At 60.2% G+C, this 23316-nt stretch carries 20 protein-coding genes and 1 pseudogene; 10 read left to right on the top strand and 11 right to left on the bottom strand.

The window, feature by feature from the left end; genetic code table 11:
* Positions 1-119: 119 nt before the first annotated feature.
* Entirely contained in the window at positions 120-1052 is a 933-nt protein-coding gene (locus tag WBR57_RS30900; protein WP_424089497.1) for an iron-sulfur-binding ferredoxin reductase, read from the top strand.
* Between the two features lie 30 nt (positions 1053-1082).
* Positions 1083-1832, top strand: a complete 750-nt coding sequence (locus WBR57_RS30895; RefSeq protein WP_424089496.1) for an enoyl-CoA hydratase-related protein — start codon at positions 1083-1085, stop codon at positions 1830-1832.
* Positions 1833-2020: 188 nt separating this feature from the next.
* Here WBR57_RS30895 and pyk read toward each other — a convergent pair whose 3' ends face one another.
* Complete coding sequence (pyk, locus tag WBR57_RS30890) at positions 2021-3472, bottom strand: pyruvate kinase (protein ID WP_122538680.1); 1452 nt, start codon at positions 3470-3472, stop codon at positions 2021-2023.
* A gap of 175 nt (positions 3473-3647) precedes the next feature.
* Here pyk and WBR57_RS30885 point away from each other — a divergent pair, with 175 nt between their 5' ends.
* The gene (locus WBR57_RS30885; RefSeq protein WP_424089493.1) at positions 3648-4022 is read left to right on the top strand and encodes a tetratricopeptide repeat protein; all 375 of its coding nucleotides are present in this window, start codon (positions 3648-3650) and stop codon (positions 4020-4022) included.
* Positions 4023-4247: 225 nt separating this feature from the next.
* Entirely contained in the window at positions 4248-4607 is a 360-nt protein-coding gene (locus tag WBR57_RS30880; RefSeq protein WP_424089491.1) for a PilZ domain-containing protein, read from the top strand.
* 55 nt (positions 4608-4662) lie between these two features.
* On the opposite strand, the gene WBR57_RS30875 is transcribed toward WBR57_RS30880, so the two are convergent.
* Genes WBR57_RS30875 through WBR57_RS30850 form a run of 6 tightly spaced genes read right to left on the bottom strand, consistent with a single transcriptional unit; the run spans position 4663 to position 11345 of the window.
* Complete coding sequence (locus WBR57_RS30875) at positions 4663-5994, bottom strand: DUF58 domain-containing protein (protein ID WP_424089489.1); 1332 nt, start codon at positions 5992-5994, stop codon at positions 4663-4665.
* A gap of 7 nt (positions 5995-6001) precedes the next feature.
* Positions 6002-6997: an AAA family ATPase gene (locus tag WBR57_RS30870; RefSeq protein WP_424089487.1), complete on the bottom strand. Its 996-nt coding sequence runs from the start codon at positions 6995-6997 to the stop codon at positions 6002-6004.
* Positions 6994-8163 (bottom strand): DUF4350 domain-containing protein, encoded by a 1170-nt coding sequence (locus WBR57_RS30865; protein WP_424089485.1) that lies wholly within the window; start codon positions 8161-8163, stop codon positions 6994-6996. Before WBR57_RS30865 ends, WBR57_RS30870 begins: the two co-directional genes overlap by 4 nt.
* Positions 8160-9689, bottom strand: coding sequence for a DUF4129 domain-containing protein (locus WBR57_RS30860; RefSeq protein ID WP_424089483.1), 1530 nt, complete (start codon positions 9687-9689; stop codon positions 8160-8162). The genes WBR57_RS30865 and WBR57_RS30860 overlap by 4 nt, the downstream gene beginning before the upstream one ends.
* Complete coding sequence (locus tag WBR57_RS30855; RefSeq protein ID WP_424089481.1) at positions 9676-10656, bottom strand: stage II sporulation protein M; 981 nt, start codon at positions 10654-10656, stop codon at positions 9676-9678. The genes WBR57_RS30860 and WBR57_RS30855 overlap by 14 nt, the downstream gene beginning before the upstream one ends.
* The gene (locus WBR57_RS30850; RefSeq protein WP_424089479.1) at positions 10653-11345 is read right to left on the bottom strand and encodes an RDD family protein; all 693 of its coding nucleotides are present in this window, start codon (positions 11343-11345) and stop codon (positions 10653-10655) included. The genes WBR57_RS30855 and WBR57_RS30850 overlap by 4 nt, the downstream gene beginning before the upstream one ends.
* 167 nt (positions 11346-11512) lie before the next feature.
* Between WBR57_RS30850 and sbcB the strand changes: the two genes are divergently transcribed.
* Positions 11513-12940 (top strand): exodeoxyribonuclease I, encoded by a 1428-nt coding sequence (gene sbcB, locus WBR57_RS30845; RefSeq protein ID WP_424089477.1) that lies wholly within the window; start codon positions 11513-11515, stop codon positions 12938-12940.
* A gap of 90 nt (positions 12941-13030) precedes the next feature.
* On the opposite strand, the gene mvaT is transcribed toward sbcB, so the two are convergent.
* Positions 13031-13405 (bottom strand): histone-like nucleoid-structuring protein MvaT, encoded by a 375-nt coding sequence (gene mvaT / locus WBR57_RS30840; RefSeq protein WP_005790963.1) that lies wholly within the window; start codon positions 13403-13405, stop codon positions 13031-13033.
* Between the two features lie 350 nt (positions 13406-13755).
* Here mvaT and purU point away from each other — a divergent pair, with 350 nt between their 5' ends.
* Positions 13756-14604, top strand: a complete 849-nt coding sequence (gene purU / locus WBR57_RS30835; RefSeq protein ID WP_424089474.1) for a formyltetrahydrofolate deformylase — start codon at positions 13756-13758, stop codon at positions 14602-14604.
* Between the two features lie 83 nt (positions 14605-14687).
* A complete protein-coding gene (locus WBR57_RS30830) occupies positions 14688-14876 on the top strand; it encodes a hypothetical protein (protein ID WP_424089472.1) in 189 nt (62 codons plus the stop codon).
* Positions 14877-14893: 17 nt separating this feature from the next.
* Here WBR57_RS30830 and WBR57_RS30825 read toward each other — a convergent pair whose 3' ends face one another.
* The gene (locus tag WBR57_RS30825) at positions 14894-15658 is read right to left on the bottom strand and encodes a methyl-accepting chemotaxis protein (protein ID WP_424089517.1); all 765 of its coding nucleotides are present in this window, start codon (positions 15656-15658) and stop codon (positions 14894-14896) included.
* A 93-nt stretch (positions 15659-15751) separates the two neighbouring features.
* Positions 15752-16783: pseudogene (locus tag WBR57_RS30820) on the bottom strand (HAMP domain-containing protein); the annotation flags it as partial.
* Between the two features lie 204 nt (positions 16784-16987).
* Between WBR57_RS30820 and WBR57_RS30815 the strand changes: the two are divergent.
* On the top strand, positions 16988-18466 hold the full coding sequence (locus tag WBR57_RS30815) for a helicase HerA-like domain-containing protein (RefSeq protein ID WP_424089470.1): 1479 nt from the start codon (positions 16988-16990) through the stop codon (positions 18464-18466).
* A 4-nt stretch (positions 18467-18470) separates the two neighbouring features.
* On the opposite strand, the gene WBR57_RS30810 is transcribed toward WBR57_RS30815, so the two are convergent.
* Entirely contained in the window at positions 18471-18926 is a 456-nt protein-coding gene (locus tag WBR57_RS30810) for a DUF721 domain-containing protein (protein WP_424089468.1), read from the bottom strand.
* Positions 18927-19231: 305 nt separating this feature from the next.
* Here WBR57_RS30810 and secA point away from each other — a divergent pair, with 305 nt between their 5' ends.
* Positions 19232-21967 (top strand): preprotein translocase subunit SecA, encoded by a 2736-nt coding sequence (gene secA, locus WBR57_RS30805; protein WP_424089466.1) that lies wholly within the window; start codon positions 19232-19234, stop codon positions 21965-21967.
* Positions 21968-22090: 123 nt separating this feature from the next.
* Positions 22091-23308 carry a bifunctional glutamate N-acetyltransferase/amino-acid acetyltransferase ArgJ gene (gene argJ, locus WBR57_RS30800; RefSeq protein ID WP_424089464.1) on the top strand — a complete coding sequence of 406 codons (1218 nt, stop codon included), beginning with the start codon at positions 22091-22093 and terminating at the stop codon, positions 23306-23308.
* The last annotated feature ends 8 nt before the right edge of the window (positions 23309-23316 follow it).

Genomic DNA, 23316 nt, shown 5'->3' with positions numbered 1-23316 from the left:
AGGCGCGACGCTAAAAAGGCGCGGCAGTATAACCCGACGCGGTGGCCGATACACCCGACTATGGTCAAACTGTCGCAGGCATGATTCCCTGTGCGCGGCCCTTCTGATTGAGACTTTATATGCCTGAACTGCACGTCGGCGAACGCCATTGGTCGGTAGCCACCGGCAGCAACCTGTTGGATGCCTTGAATCAGGCCGGTGTGGCCGTGCCTTACAGCTGCCGGGCCGGCAGTTGCCATGCGTGCCTGGTGCGTTGCCAGGGTGACGTCGAGGACAAGCAGCCCGATGCCCTCAGCCCGGCACAACGCCAGGATGGCTGGCGCCTGGCCTGCCAGTGCCAGGTCAGCGGAGATTTGCAGGTCCAAGCCTTTGACCCATTGCGCGACGGGTTGCCGGCCCAGGTGGTGGGCGCCGACTGGTTGACTGTGAATGTGCTGCGCCTGCGCCTGCAACCGGAGCGCGGCCTGCGTTATCGGGCCGGGCAGCATCTGGTGGTGTGGGCGGGGCAGGTGGCACGCCCCTATTCACTGGCCAGCCTGCCCCAGGAGGATGCCTTCCTGGAGTTGCACATCGATTGCCGTCAGCCGGGCGAATTCTGCGATGCCGCACGCCAGTTGACCGTGGGTGATCAGCTGCGGCTGGGCGAATTGCGCGGCGGCGCGCTGCAATACGATCCCGATTGGCAATCCCGGCCACTCTGGTTACTGGCGTCGGGCACCGGCCTGGGCCCTTTGTGGGGCGTGCTGCGCGAGGCCCTGCGCCAGGATCACCAGGGCGCCATCCGCATGATTCACCTGGCCCATGATGCCAGTGGGCATTACCTGGCCGAGCCACTGGCCGCGCTGGCCGCGCAGCATCCGAACCTCAGCGTGGAGCTGTGGACTGCGGCTGAGCTGGCCCAGGCATTGGCGCAACTGCGGCTTGTTTCGCGGCAAACTCTGGCCTTACTCTGCGGGCACCCTGTCAGCGTCGAGGCGTTTTCCAAACGTCTGTTCATGGCCGGGCTGCCGCGCAATCAACTGCTGGCCGATGTGTTCCTGCCCCGTGGTTGAGCGCTGAATTCTACTGCCGCGAGACTCGCCATGACCGATGCCATCCTGCAGCTGCGTGATCGTGGGGTGCTGACCCTGCAGCTCAATCGCCCCGACAAGAAAAACGCCCTGACCCGCGCCATGTACAGCCAGCTGGCCGAGGCGCTGGAGCAGGCCGATGCCGACGCGGATATCCGCTCTGTGCTGATCCAGGGCAGCAGCGAGTGTTTTACCGCCGGCAACGATATCGCCGACTTCCTCGAACAGCCGCCCAGCGACCTCGACAGTCCCGTGTTCGATTTCATGAAAAGCCTGCTCAATTGCCGCAAGCCGGTGATCGCCGCCGTGGCGGGTGCGGCGGTGGGGATCGGCACCACGCTGTTGCTGCATTGCGACCTGGTCTATGTCAGCCGTGATGCGCGCTTGCGTATGCCGTTCGTCAACCTGGGGCTGTGCCCCGAGTTTGGTTCGAGCCTGATCCTGCCACGGTTATTGGGACACGCGAAAGCGGCGGAACTGTTGCTGTTGGGCGAAGGGTTTACCGGTGCGCAGGCGGCGACGTGGGGCATTGCCACCGAGGCGTTGGGCAGCGGCGAGGCGGCCCTGGCCAAGGCGCGGGAAATCGCCGAGCGCTTTGAAACCCTGGCCTCGGGGGCGGTGCAGGTCAGTAAGCACCTGATGAAAAGTGTCGATCGGGAGCAATTGCGCCAAGTGATCGAAGAGGAGGGGGCGTTGTTTGTGCAGCGGTTGAAGTCGCCGGAGGCGATTGAGGCGTTGTCGGGGTTTATCAGCAGACGATAGTTTTTGTTTATTGTTCTGACGTCTTCGCAAGCAAGCCCCACATTCGACCGAGTTTCTTCAGGGGGTACGCGGTCAAAAGTGGGAGCGGGCTTGCTCGCGAAGAGGCCATTGAAGCCAACCTGACCGCCAGCCTGAAATGCAAAAAGCCCCGCCATTTACAGGGCGGGGCTTTTTTTTCAGCGCGTCACTCAGACCATTGGGTCGCCAACGTGCAGGATCTTCATGCCGTTGGTGCCGCCGATGGTGTGGTAGCTGTCACCCTTGGTCAGGATGACCCAGTCGCCTTTCTCTACCACGCCGCGCTTGATCAGCTCGTCGATGGCAGCCTGGCTGACTTCGTGCGGCGGCAACGACGCCGGATCGAACGGGACGGTGTACACGCCACGGAACATGGCCGCGCGGGCCTGGGTTTCGCGGTGCGGGGAGAACGCGTAGATCGGCACCGAGGAACGGATGCGCGACATGATCAGCGGCGTGTAGCCACTTTCGGTCAAGGCGATGATCGCCTTCACGCCCGGGAAGTGGTTGGCGGTGTACATGGCCGCCAGGGCGATGCTCTGGTCGCAGCTTTCGAACACTTTGCCGATGCGGTGGCTGGAGGTCTTGCTGGTCGGGTGCTTTTCGGCACCGACGCAGATGCGCGCCATGGCCTGCACCGCTTCCAGCGGGTAAGGGCCGGCAGCACTTTCAGCCGAGAGCATCACGGCGTCGGTGTAGTCGAGCACGGCGTTGGCCACGTCGGAGACCTCGGCGCGGGTCGGCATCGGGTTCTGAATCATCGACTCCATCATCTGGGTCGCGACGATCACCGCTTTGTTGTGGCGGCGTGCGTGCAGGATGATTTTTTTCTGGATACCGATAAGCTCGGCGTCACCGATTTCCACGCCCAGGTCGCCACGGGCAACCATCACCGCGTCGGAAGCCTTGATCAGGCCGTCGAGGGTTTCATCGTCGGCCACGGCTTCGGCACGTTCGATCTTCGCCACCAGCCAGGCGGTGCCGCCGGCTTCGTCGCGCAGTTTACGCGCGTATTCCATGTCAGCAGCGTCACGCGGGAAGGACACGGCGAGGTAGTCCACTTCCATTTCGGCGGCGAGCTTGATGTCGGCCTTGTCTTTTTCAGTCAGGGCCGGCGCCGTCAGGCCACCGCCGCGACGGTTGATGCCTTTGTGGTCGGACAGCGGGCCGCCGATGATCACGGTGCAATGCAGTTCGGTTGGGGTCGCGGTGTCGACGCGCATCACCACACGGCCGTCGTCCAGCAGCAGTTCGTCGCCGACGCCGCAATCCTTGACCAGGTCCGGGTAGTCGATACCCACGACTTGCTGGTTGCCTTCGGTCAGCGGGTGGCTGGTGGAGAAGGTGAAGGTGTCACCGATCTTCAGCTCGATCCGCTTGTTGGCGAATTTGGCGATACGGATTTTCGGGCCTTGCAGGTCACCCAGCAATGCGACGAAGCGGCCATGCTTGGCGGCCAGGTCACGCACCAGCTTGGCGCGAGCCTTGTGCTCGTCCGGGGTGCCGTGGGAGAAGTTCAGACGGGCAACGTCCAAACCAGCCAGAATCAGCTGTTCGAGGACTTCCGGCGAGTTGCTGGCCGGGCCAAGGGTGGCGACGATTTTGGTACGACGGACGGACATGCACAGACTCCTGAGTTCAAGCGCTGGGGAAGGCTACTATGCTCTTTCGTTGTAGTCATTGTTCGTTTGCACTACTTATCGACGATCGGCTTGTTTTTGCTGCTGTTGATTCGACGAACACCCTTGAAGATTTTCGACGAGGGGTCGATACATTGCACAAGACAGGAGAACCCTCATGCGCATTTTGCTAATTACCGCCCTGGCCGTCAGTGTTGTCGGCTGCACCCGCTGGTCGATGGACCACCATTTGAACAACGCCTACCGTGCCTACGGGGTCGGTGATTGCCAGCGGGTCACCTTGGAGTTGTCCCAGGTCGACCGCGAGAGCCGTACCCGGCGTTATGTGCAACCCGAGGTCTCGATGTTGCGCGGGCAATGCCTGGAGCGGCAGAAACTCTTCGTGGATGCAGTGCAAACCTATCAATTCATCATCAATCAGTACCCGTCGAGTGAGTACGCGTATCGTGCCCGTGCACGGCTGGACACCCTGCAGCAATTGGGGCATTACCCCGGCGCACCTGCCGCCCAGCCGCGCCCGGCCTCTTTATAATGGTATTCGTCATTTCATAACTGGCCGGTCGCCAGTCTTGGGCTATTCTTTGAATGTTCATTTGTACAAGTTTCCAGTCAAATGAATGCGGGGCCTGGATTCGGCGGCGGTTTAGTGATGCAGCGTGGTTGGGCGTCACACCGAGATCCAGGGAGAGCGAGCGATCCTGCTCGTTCCGAATCACTGGCACGGCCAGAGTCATGGCCATTGGATGGCGATCTCACCATGTTTACCGAACGACGGATCGAGCGGCATCAACTCCCTTATTTCCTGCAAGTGTTTAACCGTCTTACCGACAAACCCATCGGTTTTTTGGGAAATGTCTCGGAAGAGGGGCTGATGTTAATCAGCCAGTTGCCCATGATGGTCGATGTGGACTTCGAGTTACGTATGAAGATCCCCGGGCCTGACGACACATTCCATGCAATCGATATTACAGCTACCTGTTTGTGGAGCCATGAAGATGTCAACCCGCAGCATTATGACTCTGGGTTCAGCGTGCTTCAGGCGTCCGAGGAATATGGGCAACTGATCAACATCCTGTTGCATTACTTCAGTTTTGACCCCTTGCAGGCTTCAGCCTAGCTACAGCGTGTGGTCCACCTGGCGTGGGGTGTTTTAGCCCCCGTCGTTTTTCCTTTCAAAAGACCCCCGCTTTCTTCCAGCCCAGGTAGCGCGTCACCAGTGCAGCGCCGAGTGCCGATGGCACAGTGTCCAGCACCGACAACCCGTGGGCGCTCAGGCGATCATGCAGTTCATCGCGTGTATTGAGGTAATCAACGGTGCCGCTGTAGGCCAGGACTTCGGGCAAGGTTTGTACCGGGGTGTGGCGTAACTGATCGAGCACTTCTTCGCGCAAGCTGGCCACGAGCACCCTGTGCTGGCGGCTGATTCGCTTGACGGCGGTCAGCAGCGCTTCATCGTCTTCATCCCGCAGGTTGGTAATCACGATCACCAATGCCCGGCGTTTTTGCCTGGCTAACAGTTGGTTTGCCGCCGCCTGGTAATCGGCGGTTCGTCGAGTGGTGTCCAGGTCGTATACGGCGTTGAGCAGCAGGTTCAACTGGCTGCTGCCCTTGACCGGTGCCAGGTAACGCGGCTGTTCGCCGGCAAAGGTGCACAACCCCACGGCATCGCCCTGGCGCAATGCGACATAGCTGAGCAGCAGGCAGGCATTGAGAGCGTGGTCAAAATGGGACAGCTCGTCGTCCTGGCTGCGCATGCGTCGGCCGCAATCAAGCATGAACACAATCTGTTGGTCACGTTCGTCCTGGTATTCCCGGGCGATGGGTGTGCGTTGTCGGGCAGTGGCCTTCCAGTCGATCTGCCGCAGGCTGTCACCCTCGCGAAACTCGCGCAGTTGATGAAACTCCAGCCCCAAGCCTCGGCGCTGGTGTTGCCGCACGCCCAACTGGCTCAGCCAGTTATCCACACCCAGCAGCTCTGCGCCGTACAGTCGGGCGAAGTCCGGGTACACACGGGTGAAATCGCTGACCTCAATAAACCGCCGCGCCGACCACAGGCCCAACGGACTGGGCAGGTGGATTTCGCAACGGGTGAAATTGAAGTGCCCGCGCCGCAAAGGCCGTAGGCGATACCCCAGCTCACTGCGCTCACCGGGGCGCAACGCTATGGACTGGGGCATGTTTTCCACCGTCAACCCATCGGGGACATGATCGATTACCTGCACTGTCAGGGGTTGCGGGTAGTCATGCTCCAGCGTCAGGCGGACTTCACCCCAGCGCCCCAGCGCCAGGCTGCCGGGCATCTGCCGCTGCAGTCGCGGAGTTTGGCGGCGGCGCTGACGCAGAGCGTCCAGCACGGCCAGCAACAGCAGTGCCAGAAGCAAACCCCACATCACTGAATACAAGGTGCCGGGCACTTTGAATTGCAAGGCTGCCGCAGCGCCCAGCAGCGTACTCAGCCCCAGTAAAGCGCCAAGCCAGTTCAGTAGCAGACGTGTCGGTTTCATGGTCGAGTCATTGTCGAGGGGCCGGAATTTGGTCCAGCAGTTGCTTGAGCACTTGGTCCACCTCCAGCCCGTCGATGTCCAGCTCTGGCGCAATCCGCACCCGGTGGCGCAATACCGCCAGGGCGCATCCCTTGATGTCATCCGGGGTGACGAACTCACCGCCGCGCAACAGTGCACGGGCGCGGGCGCCACGTACCAGTGCGATGGAAGCCCGTGGGCCGGCACCGATGGCCAGCCCAGGCCAGGTGCGGGTGGCTCGTGCCAGGCGCACGGCATAGTCGAGCACTTGTTCATCCAAGGCCAGCTCACTGGCGATCTTCTGCAGCAGCAGTACGTCCTCAGCCAGCAGGACTGTCTGCAATGGATGCACATCGAGCATGTCGGCCCGGGACGAGCGCGTCACTTCACGCACCATGTCCAGTTCCTGCTGTGCGTCCGGGTAGTCCATGCGTACTTTCAGCATGAATCGGTCCAGTTCCGCTTCCGGCAGGGGGTAGGTGCCTTCCTGTTCGATGGGGTTCTGGGTTGCCAGCACCATGAACGGCTGGCCAATCGGCAATGCCTCGCCCTCGAGGGTCACTTGTCGTTCCTGCATGGCTTCGAGCAGGGCCGCCTGGGTCTTGGCCGGGGCGCGGTTGATTTCATCGGCGAGCAACAAATGGGTGAACACTGGCCCTTTGCGCAACTTGAACTGCTCGGTATGCAGGTCATAGACGGCATGGCCGGTGACATCGCTGGGCATCAGGTCCGGGGTGAACTGGATACGCGCGAAATCACCGTCGAAACAGCGCGCCAGGGCACGTACCAAGAGGGTTTTACCCAGTCCTGGCACACCTTCAAGCAACACATGGCCACCGGCAATCAATGCGGTAAGCACGTCATCGATTACCGGGTCCTGGCCAATCACCGCCTTGCGCAGTTCAGCGCGCAAGGCCTGGGCCTGCTGGCTGGCGCGGTGCAGGGTTTCGCCGGTCAGGGCAGTGGCGCTTGGAATTTCGCTCATAGGGCATTCCTGAGTGTTTGCAGGCACGCCACTTGCCGGCTGAAATCGGCGCTGGAAAGCCGTTTTGCCGCAAGTGGGCCGAGGGCCTGGCTGATGACGTGAGGAGGTTGGTGCGTCAGGTGTTCAATCACCCGCCACTGTTCTGTGTTGTCGAGCTGTTCAAAACCGGGATGACGGCGGCGGGCTGCGCGCAGGATATCGCGCTGTAAAGCCAGCAATAGAGTGCCCTGGCCGCTGCGGCGCAGCAGGAAGTCGGCGCTGGCTTTGAGGTGCTCCTGTAATTGCCGTCGAGCCTTGGGGGCGGGCGCCTGGATCGGCCCCTGGCGCATGCCGGCGTGCCAGAGTGCCAGGGTAATCAAGGCCGCGAGAGCCACCAGCGCTTGGGGAAAATACCGTAACAACAAGCTGAACAAGTCGTCGAAATCGTTGTTGAACAGCAAGGTCACGGCAGTGCCCTGGCTCAGGTACCACAGCAGCCAGGCATTATCGTATTTGCTGATATCCGGGGTTTTCCACAGGTCGCTGTCGGTGATCACGGTGACCCTGCCTTCCCCGACGTCGAGCTGCATCAGGTGGCTCGACCTGGCGCTATTGGCCGAGAATTGCGCCAGGTGCCTGGGGTCGGTGAGGTTGAAGTCGGTGTCGAAGCTGAAATAGACCGGGGCGGTTTCATTGTCGACATACAGCTTGGTCAGGTCCGGCGCGTTCTTCCTGGACAGTTTTTTAGGGCCAGGCTCGGGTTCTTCGGGTTCGTCACTCAAGGTCTGGTGAATAGAGAGGCGATCGAGCAACAGGTCGCCGCTTTTGCCGGTTTCTTCATCCCACAACGCCTCGGCCACCAGCAACAGATGGCCGCCGGCCTTGGCCCAAGCCAGCAGTCGGTCTACCTGGCGTGGCGTCATGTTGCTCCGTTCGCCCAATAATAAAAGGCTGTTGCCCTTGGCCGGTAGGGTGATCAGCCGCTCCAGGCTATTGGCGTGCTCCACAGGCACGCCTTGCTGGCGAAGGAAGTGTTCGGCCGCCAGGTAGGGGTTGGCCAAGGCTTGCGGGGAGGGGCCGCGATCCACCACCACTTCGTAGGGAATCGCTTTACTCCAGGTGTAGAAGCCGAGCGCGGCGACCAGGCATAGCAGCAGGAGTGCTATCCACACGAATGGCCGGTTCATACGGTACCTCCTGAACCGAACAGGCTGCGCCAATCGCTGCACAGTTGTTGCTGGGCCGACGCCGGGGGGAGGTGATGACCATAGGCAAGGTTTTGCCAATGCCGGGTCAATTCGTCACTGAAGGCCAGCAGTTGAGGTTGCTGCAACTGGTGAACACGCGCCAGGACCTGGCCCTCGGTGTCGGCGCTTTTCAGCGGCAGGTTGAAGTCATGCAGCAGCCGGCTGAGCAGGCCGCGATACAGGAGGCCAAGGGCGTCCCGGGGCTGGGTGGCCCACAGCTGCTCGGCGGTGCTGGCGATATCCTGAGGCAAGGTTTCGACGCCCAGTTCCAGGCCAAACAATTGCGCAGGCACAGGTTTGGGGGCTTTGGGTTTGGGTAACCCGCGTCGGCTGACAAAGGTCTGCATCCAGCCGCGGTAGCGCCATATCAGCAGGGCCAGGCCACCGATCAGAAGGCTCCATAACAGTACCTCCAGGCCCTGGGCGAGGTGCTTGAAAGTATCGCTGTTGAAGTTGTCCAGCAGCGCCTGCAACCAGGCCGGAAGCTTGCCCTCGCCGCGTGCCTTGTTTTTAGCAGCAGGTTTATCTTCGCCAAAGCGATAACGGGTAACGGTTTCCGGGTTTTTGAAGGGCGGCTTGTCCAGCAGGGTCTTGATTGACTGGCTCGCGTTTTCGGTGCTCAGCGGTTTGGCGGGGTTGGAAGCATCCGCCATGACGGGGGGGCTCAATGGCAGCAGCATCAGCCCGATCATCAACAACAAGAGCGGCGCCACAGTGCTCAGACGCTGGCGCAGGCGGCGGAAAACCAGTTCCAGGTCCCAGGCTTCCAGTACGGTGCGGCGGTTGAGATAAAGGCTGAAGCCGCAGGCGACGTAGATGGGTTCCCAGAACACCAGCATCAAGGCATAAAAAGCATTCCCCAGGTGTTCCAGCCACAGTCCTTCCGCGTTTGCGGCCAGGACCAGGCGCTGCCAGTCCCAATCCATCTCAACGTTCTGCGGAATAAATAGATAAAACAGCGCCATGCAACCGAACCACAGACCGATCTCCAGGTGCACCCCGATAGTGGTCAACCAGCGTGCGGCACCGGCATTCTTTTGCAGCAGCACGCCCAGGCGTTTTTGGCGCGCCTGGCCATCCAGGCCTTCGAGTTGGCTGACCGGCATCACAAAGCTGCGACTCAGGCTGAGCCGCCGCCAGGTCAGGCTGGCCAGCAGTTGGCCCTTCAACAGCCGCGGCCATTGGCGCACCGCTTGCTTGAGGTTGGGCGTTTCGCCAAACAAGGCCTTGGACAGGATATACAGCGGCAGGCGGTCGAATGCTGGCTTGAGCCACCAGAACAGGAACATCGCGGTAGACGGGTACTTCCACAGCAGCGCGGTAAGCACAACGAAAACCGGCAGGCTCACCAAGGCCCAACTGCTCATCAGTAGCAGGCGGTGTTCGCGGGCCATTAATACGCCAAGGTCCATGGCTTCCCAGGAGGTCCGCGGACGAATCACCACACTTGAATCACTCAGGCGCATGGCGGGCTCTTCCTGCAAGGCTCAAGTAAGCGACCACCAACAGCCACAGTGCCGCGCCCACCAGGTATTTCACCCAAGGCATTACCCCGGTGGTGGAAGACCAGTAAGCCTCGATAAACGCTGCGATCACCAGGAACACCATCACGCCACATAACATCTGCACACTTTTATGTGCGGCCAGACGCAAGGATTCGCCACGGGTCAGGGACCCTGGGACGATCAGCGCCCAGCCCAGTTGTAATCCCGCAGCCCCGGCGAGGGCGATGGCAGTCAGCTCGAAAGCGCCGTGGCCGATGACAAACGACCAGAAGGTCTGCCCATACCCGATCTCGGTCAGGTGCCCGGAGACGGCACCGATCACCAGACCGTTGAATATCAGGAAGAACACGCTGCCCAGGCCAAACAGCAAACCGGCCGCGAAGGTCTGGAATGCGATGCCGATGTTATGCATCACGTAGTAACCAAACATCATCCAGTCTTCGCTGGAAGCCCGCTCGGCGGCGCGGCCCAGGCGACTGGCGGCGGGGTCGTACATGGTCTGCATTTCGGCGACCTGCTGGGGGCTGACGATGCTGTAGATCAGGTCGGGGAACAGGTAGACCAGCAGGGCAATGCCCAGCAGGCTGCCAAAGAACAGCAGGCTGGAGATCAGCACGAAACGCCACTGTTCCCGCACCAGCCGGGGAAAGTCGGCCAACAGGAAGCTCAGCATGTGCGCCGCCAACTGGCTGCGATGTCGGTACAGTTGCTGGTGGCCGCGCAGGGCAAGTTGTTGCAAGGGGTCCACCAGGTAACTGCTGTAGCCGCGTTCCTGGGCCAGGGCAAGGTGCTGGCACAGGCGCCGGTATTGATGAGGGAAATCGGCTACTTCACTGGCCTTGGCCTTGCCTTGTTCCAACTGCTTGAGTTGTTCTGCGAAGGCTTGCCATTGTGGCTGGTGACGGCTTTCGAACAGGCTCTGCTTCATGTTGGCCCCAACAGGCCGCGGGCCACGCCATTGAGTTGCTCCACGGCGCGGGCCGGTGATACCTGTAAGGGCGTGGCGAGGATCGAGGCCAGTTCGTGGACACGTTCGACGGACAGGTCGCCCTGGCGTTCCGCAAAGCCAAGAATGGCCCGCTGTTCGCTCAGGTCCAAAGCAAAGGGCAGGCGCAGCGCCGGTGCTTGGGGCACCTTGGGGCGTCCAAGAGGCTGTTCGCGGTAGATCACCAAGGTGCCTGCGGCCAAGTCGCCCAGACGTTTGAAATGAGGATGTTGCAGGCAGCTGATTGCGCCGAGGAAATAGCCGAACGGCAGCATGTCGACAAACCGCAACAGGTTGCGGATCAGTGACGCAGACCAGCCGATCGGGGTACCGTCGTCCTGCACTACCCGCAGGCCCATCACCTGTTTGCCCGGTGAACAGCCTTGGTTGAGTACCTCAAAGAGCACCATGTACCACCAACTGATAAGGAACAGCAGCAGCGAGCCCAGGCCGAGACCCAGGTTGCCAAGCAAGGCCAGTGGGACCAGCAGGACACCCATGACCACCCCGCGCACGCCCAGGTCGAAGGCGAAGGCCAACGCGCGTGGCATCAGGCCGGCAGGGCGCAGGGGCAGGTCGATGCCCTCCGGGGTCTCGATCTGGTAGCGGGTGTCCAATGGGGCTGATGGCATCGCAATCCTTGGCAGCGCAAAGCGGTTGGGAGACACGGATGCTAGCAGTGTCGGCAATGGAAGCAACCATTCAAGGTTTTGCTGGATGTTTGTACAGTTGAATCGGTGCTGGCCTCGGACGCCGTTCAGCGCCTAGACTTCGTCGATCTTCAGTACAGGAATAGCCCGTGACCACCCTTTTCTGGTACGACTATGAAACCACCGGCATCAACCCGCGCAACGATCGCCCGCTCCAGGTAGCCGGTATTCGTACGGACCTCGAGCTCAACGAGGTCGGCGCCCCGGTCAATCTTTATTGCCAGCCCGGCGACGATATCCTGCCCCATCCCGCGGCCTGCGCGATTACCGGTATCACCCCGGCAATACTCGCGGAGAAAGGGTTGGCCGAGGCTGATTTCATGACTCGTGTACATGCCGAGTTGGCCGCTCCGGGAACCTGTGGCGCCGGTTACAACACCTTGCGCTTTGACGATGAAATGACGCGCTACAGCCTGTATCGCAATTTTTTCGACCCCTACGCCCGGGAGTGGCAAGGCGGAAATAGCCGCTGGGATTTGATTGACGTGGTCCGCACCGCTTACGCCTTGCGCCCGGAAGGCATTACATGGCCCCAGCAGGATGGGCGCGTGACACTCAAGCTGGAGCGCCTGACCGAAGCCAACGGCATCGATCATGGGCAGGCTCACGATGCATTGTCTGATGTGCGCGCCACGATTGCCCTGGCGCGGCTGATTCGCGAGAAACAGCCGAAGCTGTATGACTGGCTATTCCAATTGCGCAGCAAACAACGGGTCATGGATCAAGTGCGCCTGCTGCAACCCATGGTGCACATCTCTGGGCGTTTCGCGGCCGAACGTCATTACCTGGGCGTCGTCATGCCGCTGGCCTGGCACCCGCGCAATCGCAATGCGTTGATCGTCTGCGATCTTGGGCTCGACCCTCAAGGGCTGCTGGATCTTGATGCGGATATCCTGCGCCAACGCCTGTACACCCGCCGTGACGCGCTGGCCGAGGGCGAGCTGCCGGTGCCGCTCAAATTGGTGCATATCAACCGCTGCCCGGTGGTCGCCCCGTTGAATGTATTGCGGGCCGAGGACCGCGAGCGCTTGCACTTGGACATGACTATTTATCAGGCGCGGGCGCTGCGACTAACTGACGCACAGGAACTTTGGCGCGATAAGTTGGCGGCGATTTACGCCGAGGAAGATTTTGCGGCGAGTACCGACCCTGAACAGCAGCTTTACGATGGTTTTATCGGCGACCGTGATCGGCGCTTATGCGAACAAGTCCGGATGGCCGAGCCCGCGCAATTAGCGCATCAGCAATGGCCTTTTGATGATGATCGTTTGCCCGAATTATTGTTTCGCTACCGCGCACGTAACTTCCCCGACACCTTGAATAATGAGGAGCAACAACGCTGGAAACTGTTTTGTCAGCAGCGTTTGTCGAACCCTGAATGGGGGGCGCCGAATACCCTTGAGGCATTTAACCAGGCCCGGCAGGAGTTGGCGGTAACTGCTACGCCGTTTCAGCGTGGGGTGCTGGAGCAATGGCAGGAATATGCCGATGCTTTAGTGGCACGGGTAAGTCTGTAGTCGATCTTTTACAGAAGATGCAGGCAATAAAAAACGCCAGCAGGCTGGCGTTTTTTAATCAGTGGTGTAGCAGGCGCATGCCCTTTGGGCTTAGCCCAGCAGAGTAGCCCAGCCTTCAACCACGTCACCGCCCCACTTGGCTTTCCACTCTTTCAGCGTTTTGTGGTTGCCACCTTTGGTTTCAATCACTTCGCCGTTGTGCGGGTTTTTGTATTGTTTGACCTTGCGAGCACGTTTGGTGCCGGTAGTTTTCACAGCGCCACGCGGTGCTTTAACTTTCGACTCTGGGTCCAGCAGCGCAATGATGTCGCGCAGGGATTTGGAGTATTCGCCCATCAGGGTGCGCAATTTACCTTCGAATTCCAGCTCGGTTTGCAGTTTGTCGTCTTGGGACAGGTTCTTCAAACGGGCTTGCAGCTCTTTGATAGCTTCTTCGGTGGCGCGGTATTCGTTGATCAAGGACATGTGGACTACCTTATGTAGAGCGCTGATTGACAGGGAAAGTGGCCTAATAATAGTCACGCGGTTTCCTCAAGTAAACATTTAAGGGCGCATTTATGTGAATTACGTTGAATGTTTGTAGCGACCCTATGCAATCGAGTTAATTACTAGGTCGTAGGCTTAAAGATAAAATCCCTGACTTTTCAGAAATAGCCTGAGGGTGACGCAGTCGATCGATATAAAGGTGGTAAAACCTTAGGTCATTAAGGGGCATGCCGGCGGCCGGCGATCAGAATAAGCGTTAACGAATACTGCAGTTTTCCTGCGCAATCGCTAGAATGGCGGCCTTTGCGAAGTTCTGGAGTTTTCCCCTAATGCGCACTTTTCGGCTGGTGATTGCTTGCCCGGACCGGGTTGGCATCGTTGCCAAAGTCAGTAACTTTCTGGCCTCTCACAACGGTTGGATCACCGAGGCGAGCCATCACTCGGACAATCTCAGCGGTTGGTTCTTCATGCGTCACGAAATTCGTGCCGATTCGTTGCCCTTTGGTCTCGAGGCTTTTCGCGAGGCATTTGCGCCGATCGCCGAAGAGTTTTCGATGAGCTGGCACATCACCGACACCGAGCAGAAGAAGCGCGTGGTGTTGATGGCCAGCCGCGAATCCCACTGCCTGGCTGACCTGCTGCACCGCTGGCACAGCGATGAGCTGGACTGCGAAATTGCCTGTGTAATCTCCAACCATGACGACCTGCGCAGCATGGTCGAGTGGCACGGCATCCCGTACTACCACGTGCCGGTCAACCCGCAAGACAAGGAACCGGCGTTCGCCGAAGTGTCCCGCCTGGTCAAGCAGCACGAAGCCGATGTGGTGGTGCTGGCGCGCTACATGCAAATCCTGCCGCCGGCACTGTGCCGCGAGTACGCCGGCAAGGTGATCAACATTCACCACAGCTTCCTGCCATCGTTTGTCGGTGCCAAGCCGTACCACCAGGCTTCCCTGCGTGGCGTGAAGCTGATCGGCGCGACCTGCCACTACGTCACCGAAGAGCTGGATGCCGGCCCGATCATCGAGCAGGACGTGGTGCGTGTCAGCCACAGCGACAGCATTGAAGACATGGTGCGTTTCGGCCGTGACGTCGAAAAGATGGTGCTGGCCCGTGGCTTGCGCTACCACTTGGAAGACCGCGTTCTGGTGCATGGCAACAAGACGGTGGTGTTCTAACGGCGGCATTTGCATTGCTGAATAAAGGGCCTGGGCGTTTAATCGTCCCAGGCTTTTTTTTGCCTGCCGTCGAGGAATGATTGATGAACGATCCGCTGGATAAAGCCACTTCCAAAGCCCCGGCGACCTTGGGGGAGGGGTGTTTAAGCCGATATGACCCGGATGACCTGGACAGTGAGGACGGCACCGAATTTCCAGGTGCCGCCGAGTTGTGGGAGCGGGAGCGGGGAGCGACCGAACCTGCGCCGGACGAACTGCCCACCGCTGACTAGAGCGGCGAGCGCGGGGGTCAGATGCGGAAGCTGCCCACCAGTTGTTTCAACCGTGCCGCCTGCTGTTCCAGGTCAGCGCAGGCGCGCAAGGTCGAGTGCAGGTTTTCCACACCTTCCTGGTTGAGGGTGTTGATCTCGGTGATGTCCATGTTGATCGACTCCACCACCGAGGTCTGCTCTTCGGTGGCGGTGGCCACTGACTGGTTCATGCCATCGATTTCGCCGATGCGTTGGGTCACGCTGTTCAAGCGTTCGCCGGCCAGGTTGGCGATTTCCACGCTGTCATGGCTGTGCCGCTGGCTTTCGCTCATGGTGCTGACCGAGTCCCGGGCGCCGACTTGCAGCTCTTCAATCATTTTTTGCACCTGTTGCGCCGATTCCTGGGTGCGATGGGCCAAGTTGCGCACTTCATCGGCAACCACCGCAAACCCGCGCCCGGCTTCCCCTGCGCGAGCTGCTTCGATGGCGGCGTTGAGTGCCAGCAAATTGGTTTGTTGGGAAATGCTGGTGATCACTTCGAGAATCTGGCCGATATTCACCGTCTTGCTATTCAGGGCTTCGATGTTGCTGCTGGAGGCACTGATCATCTCGGACAGTTGCGTCATTGCCTTGATATTGCGCTCAACGACGTGTTGACCGTCTTCGGCGAGGTGGCGTGCATCGCTGGCATTACTGGAGGCTTGCGCAGCGTTGCGCGCGATTTCCTGGGCGGCGGCCCCGAGTTCATTGATCGCGGCAGCCACACTGTTGGTGCGGTTGGCTTGCTCGTCGGAGTTGACCATCGACGAGTTGGAAGCGCTGACCACCCGCAGTGCCACTTCGTTGACCTGCTCGGTAGCCGAAGACACTTCGCGGATCGAGGTATGAATCCGCTCCACGAAGCGGTTGAAAGCGTTACCCAGCGTGCCGAATTCATCGTGATTCTGGATGGTCAGGCGGCGGGTCAGGTCACCTTCGCCGTCGGCAATGTCCTGCATGGCGCGGGTCATCACGTGCAGCGGTTGCATCAGCACGCGGATCAGCATGCCAAGCAGGGCAATGATGATCACCACGGCAATGATCGTAGCGATCACCGCGGAGGTGCGGAATTTACTGAGCATGGCGAAGGATTCGTCTTTATCGACTGAAATACCGAGGTACCAGTTCACCGAGGGCAGGCCCTTGATCGGGATAAAGGTCACGATATTGTCTTTGCCGTTGGCTTCGACTTCGCTGAAGTCGCCGCTGATCTTCGGGGTGTTTTTCGGGTACACGTCGGCCAGGGTTTTCATCACCAGGTCTTTGTTCGGGTGCACCAGCACTTTGCCGTCGGCACTGACCAGGAACGCATAGCCCATGCCGCCGAAGTTCAGCGCGCCAATGTTGTCCACCAGGGTTTGCAGGCTCAGGTCGCCGCCGACCACGCCGATGCTCTGGCTGCCCTTGGCGCTTGGGGTGGCAATCGAAATGATCAGTTTGCCAGTGGCCGCGTCGATGTAAGGCTCGGTCAGGGTTGAACCGTTGCTGCTCTGGGCTCCTGTATACCAGGGCCGCACGCGCGGATCGAAACCGTCGGGCATCTTGGCGTCGGGGCGGATGGTGAAGGCGCCTTTGCTGTCGCCGACGTAGGTTGCCATGAACGAAGACGTCAGGGCTTTCTGTTCCAGCAGGCCGGCAACTACCGCAGGCTCGGGGTTGATCGCAATATTCTGTGCAGCGTTTTCAACCAGGGCAATGCGCCCGGTGAGCCAGGTTTGAATGTTGCTGGCGGTGACATCGCCCATTTCATGCAGGTAATTGTTGAGATCGTCGCGAATGGCGTTGCGTTGCAGGTAGTCGTTATAGAGGGTGAATAACGCAAATGCGGCAATGACGATAAGGGAGGCTGCAAGCAGGATTTTGTGGCTGAAACGCAGATTTTTGTTCATGGCTTGTAGGGTCCGCTAAGGTCTTGATATCCGAAGCGCGTCCTTTTGGGAGGCGCAAAATGGCAGCGTCAAAAAAGGTGTGATACTTCTTGTGGTAGTTCTAAGGGTCCCCGTAGGAACTACCTGACCTATTTTTAGACTTTGTGGGTCTCACATAGGCCTGTATCGACCTGGCGACACTAAAGATTAACCATAGGTGACGAAATGCCTGACTCCACGCAACTCCTAATCGGCGCAGACCTTTCTGGCCAGCCCATTGCCCAGGCCATGCGCCTGGCCAACCGTCACGGGTTGATCGCCGGCGCCACCGGCACCGGCAAAACCGTCACGTTGCAACGCCTGGCCGAAGCCTTCAGTGATGCCGGTGTGGCGGTGTTTGCGGCGGATATCAAAGGCGACCTGTGTGGCCTGGGCGCGGCAGCGAACCCTCAGGGCAAGGTTGCTGAACGTATCGCCGGCATGCCCTTCCTTAACTACACGGCGAAGGCTTATCCGGTGACGCTGTGGGATATCCACGGCCAATCCGGTCATCCATTGCGCACCACCATCAGCGAAATGGGCCCTTTGCTGCTGGGCAGCTTGCTGGAACTCACTGATAGCCAGCAGTCGGCCCTTTACGCGGCATTCAAGGTGGCGGACCGCGAAGGCCTGCTGTTGCTCGACCTGAAGGACCTCAAGGCATTGCTCAATCACCTGCGCTATCACCCGCAATTGCTCGGGGACGATGCCGCATTGATGACCACCGGTTCCAGCCAGGCGCTGTTGCGGCGCCTGGCGGTGCTGGAGCAGCAGGGCGCCGAGGCGTTGTTCGGCGAGCCGGCCTTGCAGCTGGAAGATATTCTGCAGCCCACAGGCGACGGGCGCGGGCGCATCCACCTATTGGATGCCAGCCGGTTGGTGCACGAGGCGCCGAAGGTATACGCGACCTTCCTGCTGTGGCTGTTGGCGGAATTGTTCGAGCAACTGCCGGAGCGCGGTGACGCGGACAAACCGCTGCTGGCGCTGTTTTTCGATGAGGCACATTTGCTGTTTGCCGACACGCCCAAGGCGTTGCAGGATCGCCTGGAGCAGGTGGTGCGGCTGATTCGTTCCAAAGGCGTCGGCGTGTATTTCGTCACCCAATCGCCGGGCGATTTGCCGGACAGCGTGTTGGCCCAACTTGGCCTGCGCATCCAGCATGGGCTGCGGGCATTCACGACCAAGGAGCAAAAATCCTTGCGCGCCGTGGCGGACGGTTTTCGGCCGAACCCGGCGTTTGATGCCTTGGCGGTGTTGACCGAGCTGGGCACCGGTGAGGCGTTGGTGGGTACCCTGCAGGAAAAAGGCACACCGGAAGTGGTCCAGCGCGTGCTGGTTGCGCCGCCGCAATCGCGAATCGGGCCGTTGAGCGAGACCGAGCGTGCCGCGCTGGTGGCCAGTTCGCCGCTGAAGGGCCGCTATGACCAACCGATTGACCGCGAGTCAGCCTATGAAGTGCTGATGGCGCGCAAGGACTTGGGGCCGACCGAGCAGGCCAAGCCCGCTGCAGAGGAGCCGAGCTTTACCGACAAGGCCGGGGCGTTTCTCGGGACCGCGGCCGGCAAGGCGCTGAAGTCAGCCATGCAGCAAGCGGCCAATCAGATGGGGCGGCAACTGGTGCGCGGTTTGTTGGGCTCGTTGCTCGGCGGCAGCAAGCGCAAGTAGCGGTTCAGGCCTTCGGCTTGGCGTGGGCGGCCAACCGCTCGAGCGCCGCGCGCAAGGCCGGGTCGGTGATTCCGTCGGCCGTTGCCTGAATGGTTTCGGCCGCATTCGCCGATAAATCCAGGGTGTGCCCCACCGCGCCTTGCGGGACGGTCGGCGGCTGCACCTTGAACTGGATGCGGGTCAGACTGGCGAATTCATCAAATACCATTAATTGACGCTGCAGGCGTTTTTGCTGGTAGCGCAAACGGGTCGCCCAGTGGCCATCGGTGACAATTAACAGCAAATTACCTTCTCGCCACGACGCCACATGACAATGTTCGCGGGCGGCCGGTTGCAGCTGGCTTTCGACCAGGCGTTGCAAATGGCCCAAGCGTTGCGCATGGCCAAAAATGGCTTTCAACGGCTTGGCTTCGCGAAGCAACACGCTGGGCGCGCGCGCTGTAAGAGGGCGAAATGCCATGATTAGACACCTTAAGTAACAGAGCGGCCATCTTAGCAGAAAGCTCCTGCGGGGCCCCAAGCGATGCGTCGACACGGCTTTGCCCGTAAAATCAATAGGTAACTTCTGCGCTCCATGGGTTGAAGTTCCGACAAAAGCCCTTATTTTAAACAAGCCCTCTAACCGCCCCATGCCTGCATCGGGGAACAACGCCACTTTCCTCACCCACGAATCCGGGTAGAATGCGCGTTCGCATGCGGCCGTGAGGGCTGCTCGGGCCACTGACGGTGCGCCCTCCATCCCTATGTGTGGAAGAACCTGCCGATATGTTTGCGCCTTTGTTAAAGAAACTTTTTGGAAGCAAGAATGAGCGCGAAGTCAAACGCATGCTCAAGACGGTGCAGCTGGTCAATGCCTTCGAAGAGCAGATGGTTGCCCTTTCGGACGAGCAATTGCGCGCCAAGACCCAAGAGTTCAAGGCCCGCATAGCCAAAGGTGAAACCCTCGACAAGCTGCTCCCCGAAGCCTTTGCGGTCGCCCGTGAAGCCGGTAAACGTGTCATGGGCATGCGCCACTTCGACGTCCAGTTGATCGGCGGCATGACCTTGCATGAAGGCATGATCGCCGAAATGCGTACCGGTGAAGGCAAGACCCTGGTGGCAACCCTGGGTGTTTACCTCAATGCACTGTCCGGCAAGGGCGTGCACGTTGTGACGGTGAACGACTACCTGGCCCGCCGGGACGCCAACTGGATGCGTCCGCTGTATGAGTTCCTCGGCCTGACCGTCGGCGTGGTAACGCCGTTCCAGCCGCCTGAAGAGAAGCGTGCGGCCTACGCTGCCGATATCACCTACGGCACCAACAACGAATTCGGTTTCGACTACCTGCGCGACAACATGGCGTTCAGCATGGAAGAAAAATTCCAGCGCGAACTCAACTTTGCCGTGATCGACGAAGTCGACTCCATCCTCATCGACGAAGCCCGTACCCCGCTGATCATCTCCGGCCAGGCCGAAGACAGCTCGCGCCTGTACACCGAGATCAACAAGTTGATCCCGCGCCTGGAGCAGCACATCGAGGAAGTGGAAGGCGTGGTGACCAAAGAAGGTCACTTCTCCATCGACGAGAAGACCCGCCAGGTCGAGCTCAACGAAGCCGGTCACCAGTTCGTCGAAGAGATGCTGACCCAGATCGGTGAGCTGGCCGAGGGTGAGAGCCTGTACTCGGCGCACAACCTGGGCCTGTTGACCCACGTGTATGCCGGCCTGCGCGCCCACAAGCTGTTCCATCGCAACGTCGAATACATCGTCCAGGACGGCCAGGTCGTACTGGTTGACGAACACACCGGCCGTACCATGCCGGGTCGCCGTCTATCCGAAGGCCTACACCAGGCTATCGAAGCGAAGGAAGGCCTGAATATCCAGGCTGAAAGCCAGACCTTGGCCTCCACCACCTTCCAGAACTATTTCCGTCTGTACAACAAACTGTCCGGCATGACCGGTACGGCTGACACCGAAGCGTTCGAATTCCACCAGATCTACAGCCTGGCCGTGATGGTGATCCCGCCTAACAAGCCGCTGGCGCGTAAAGACTTCAACGACCTGGTGTTCCTGACGGCCGAAGAGAAATACGCGGCAATCATCAACGACATCAAGGACGGCCTGGCCCAGGGTCGCCCGATCCTGGTGGGTACCGCTACCATCGAGACTTCCGAGCACGTGTCCAACCTGCTCAACAAGGAAGGCATCGAGCACAAGGTCCTCAACGCCAAGTTCCACGAAAAAGAAGCCGAAATCATTGCCCAGGCCGGTCGTCCAGGCGCACTGACCATCGCCACCAACATGGCCGGTCGTGGTACCGACATCCTGTTGGGCGGCAACTGGGAAGTGGAAGTCGCGGCACTGGAAAACCCAAGCCCCGAGCAGATCGCCCAGATCAAGGCTGACTGGCAGAAACGCCACCAGGCCGTGCTGGAATCCGGTGGTTTGCAGGTGATCGCGTCCGAGCGTCACGAATCGCGCCGTATCGACAACCAGCTGCGTGGCCGTGCCGGCCGTCAGGGTGACGCCGGTTCCAGCCGTTTCTACCTGTCGCTGGAAGACAGCCTGATGCGTATCTTCGCCTCGGATCGGGTGAAAAACTTCATGAAGGCCCTGGGCATGCAGTCCGGTGAGGCGATCGAACACCGCATGGTGACCAACGCCATCGAGAAGGCTCAGCGCAAGGTTGAAGGCCGCAACTTCGATATTCGTAAGCAACTGCTCGAGTTCGATGACGTCAACAACGAACAGCGTAAAGTGATTTATCACATGCGTAACACGTTGCTGGCCGCCGACAACATTGGCGAGACCATCGCCGACTTCCGCCAGGACGTGCTCAACGCCACCGTCAGCGCCCACATCCCGCCACAGTCCCTGCCTGAGCAGTGGGATGTGGCCGGCCTGGAAGCGGCGTTGAAGAGCGACTTCGGGGTCGACTTGCCGGTCCAGCAATGGCTCGACGAAGACGATCATTTGTATGAAGAGACGCTGCGCGAGAAGCTGATGACCGAGCTGCTGGCCGCGTACAACGAGAAAGAAGAGCAGGCGAGTGCCGAAGCGCTGCGCACCTTCGAGAAGCAAATCGTGCTGCGTGTGCTGGATGACCTGTGGAAAGACCACCTGTCGACCATGGACCACCTGCGTCACGGTATCCACCTGCGTGGCTACGCCCAGAAGAACCCGAAGCAGGAATACAAGCGCGAGTCGTTCACGCTGTTCTCCGAGCTGCTGGATTCGATCAAGCGCGATTCGATTCGCGTGCTGTCCCACGTTCAGGTGCGTCGCGAAGACCCGATCGAGGAAGAAGCCCGCCTGCGTCAGGAAGCCGAGGCCCTGGCCGCGCGCATGCAGTTCCAGCACGACGAAGCGCCAGGTCTGGAGGCTCCTGAGGTGTTGGGCGAAGAGGTCGATGTGGCCTTGGCTCAAACCCCGGTGCGCAATGACCAGAAACTGGGTCGCAACGAACTGTGCTGGTGTGGTTCGGGCAAGAAGTTCAAACACTGCCACGGCGAAATCAACTAAGATTTTTGCCTGACGCTGCAACACCCTGCGCCGCGACCGGCCTTTGCCGTCGCGGCGTTTTGCCATTAATTTCACCGTCGATCACGACGGCACAGACATCATCTATTTATAAGGAGCGCATTCATGGCTGTTGGTCTTGGTCCTTTGCCCACTTTGCACCCGGTTGCCGGTTTTGAGCTCGGTATCGCCTCGGCCGGCATCAAGCGCCCAGGGCGCAAGGATGTCGTGGTGATGCGCTGTGCCGAAGGCTCGACCGTCGCGGGTGTGTTCACCCTCAATGCCTTCTGTGCCGCACCGGTGATCCTGGCCAAGCAGCGCGTGGCCGGCCCGATCCGTTACCTGCTGACCAACACCGGCAATGCCAACGCCGGCACCGGCGAGCCTGGCCTGGTGGCTGCCGCACGCACCTGCGCCAAGCTGGCGCAACTGACCGGCGTAGACGCCAGCCAGGTGCTGCCGTACTCCACGGGTGTGATCGGTGAGCCGCTGCCTGTCGAGAAAATCGAAGGCGCCCTGCAAGCCGCGCTGGATGACCTGTCGGTGGATAACTGGGCGGCCGCCGCCACCGGCATCATGACCACCGACACGTTGCCAAAAGGCGCGAGCCGTCAGTTCGTGCACGACGGCGTGACCGTCACCGTGACCGGTATCAGCAAGGGGGCAGGGATGATCCGCCCGAACATGGCCACCATGCTCGGCTACATCGCCACCGACGCCAAAGTCTCCCGCGACGTGCTGCAACGCCTGATGCTGGACGGTGCCAACAAGTCGTTCAACCGCATCACCATCGATGGCGACACCTCGACCAACGACTGCTGCATGCTGATCGCTACCGGCCAGGCCAACCTGCCGGAAATCACTTCCACCGACGGCCCGCTGTTCGCCGCGTTGAAGCAGGCGGTTTTCGAAGTGTGCATGGACGTGGCCCAGGCCATCGTGCGTGATGGCGAAGGCGCCACCAAGTTTGTAACGGTCGAAGTCAACGGCGGCGGCAACCACCAGGAATGCCTGGATGTCGGCTACACCGTAGCCCACTCGCCGCTGATCAAGACCGCGCTGTTTGCCTCCGACCCGAACTGGGGCCGTATTCTGGCTGCCGTCGGCCGTGCCGGTGTACCGGACCTGGACGTAAGCAAGATCGACGTGTTCCTCGGCGACGTGTGCATCGCCAGCCGTGGCGCGCGTGCCGAAACCTACACCGAAGCCCAGGGCTCGGCGGTGATGCAGCAGGAAGAAATCACCATCCGCATTGAGTTGGGCCGCGGCGAGTGCAGCGAAACCATCTGGACCACCGACCTGTCCCACGAGTACGTGAAGATCAACGCGGAATACCGTACCTGATAGCCAAG

It is taken from the genome of Pseudomonas sp., from assembly GCF_049590575.1.
GTDB lineage: Bacteria > Pseudomonadota > Gammaproteobacteria > Pseudomonadales > Pseudomonadaceae > Aquipseudomonas.
This window is presented reverse-complemented; position numbering and strand designations above follow the sequence as displayed.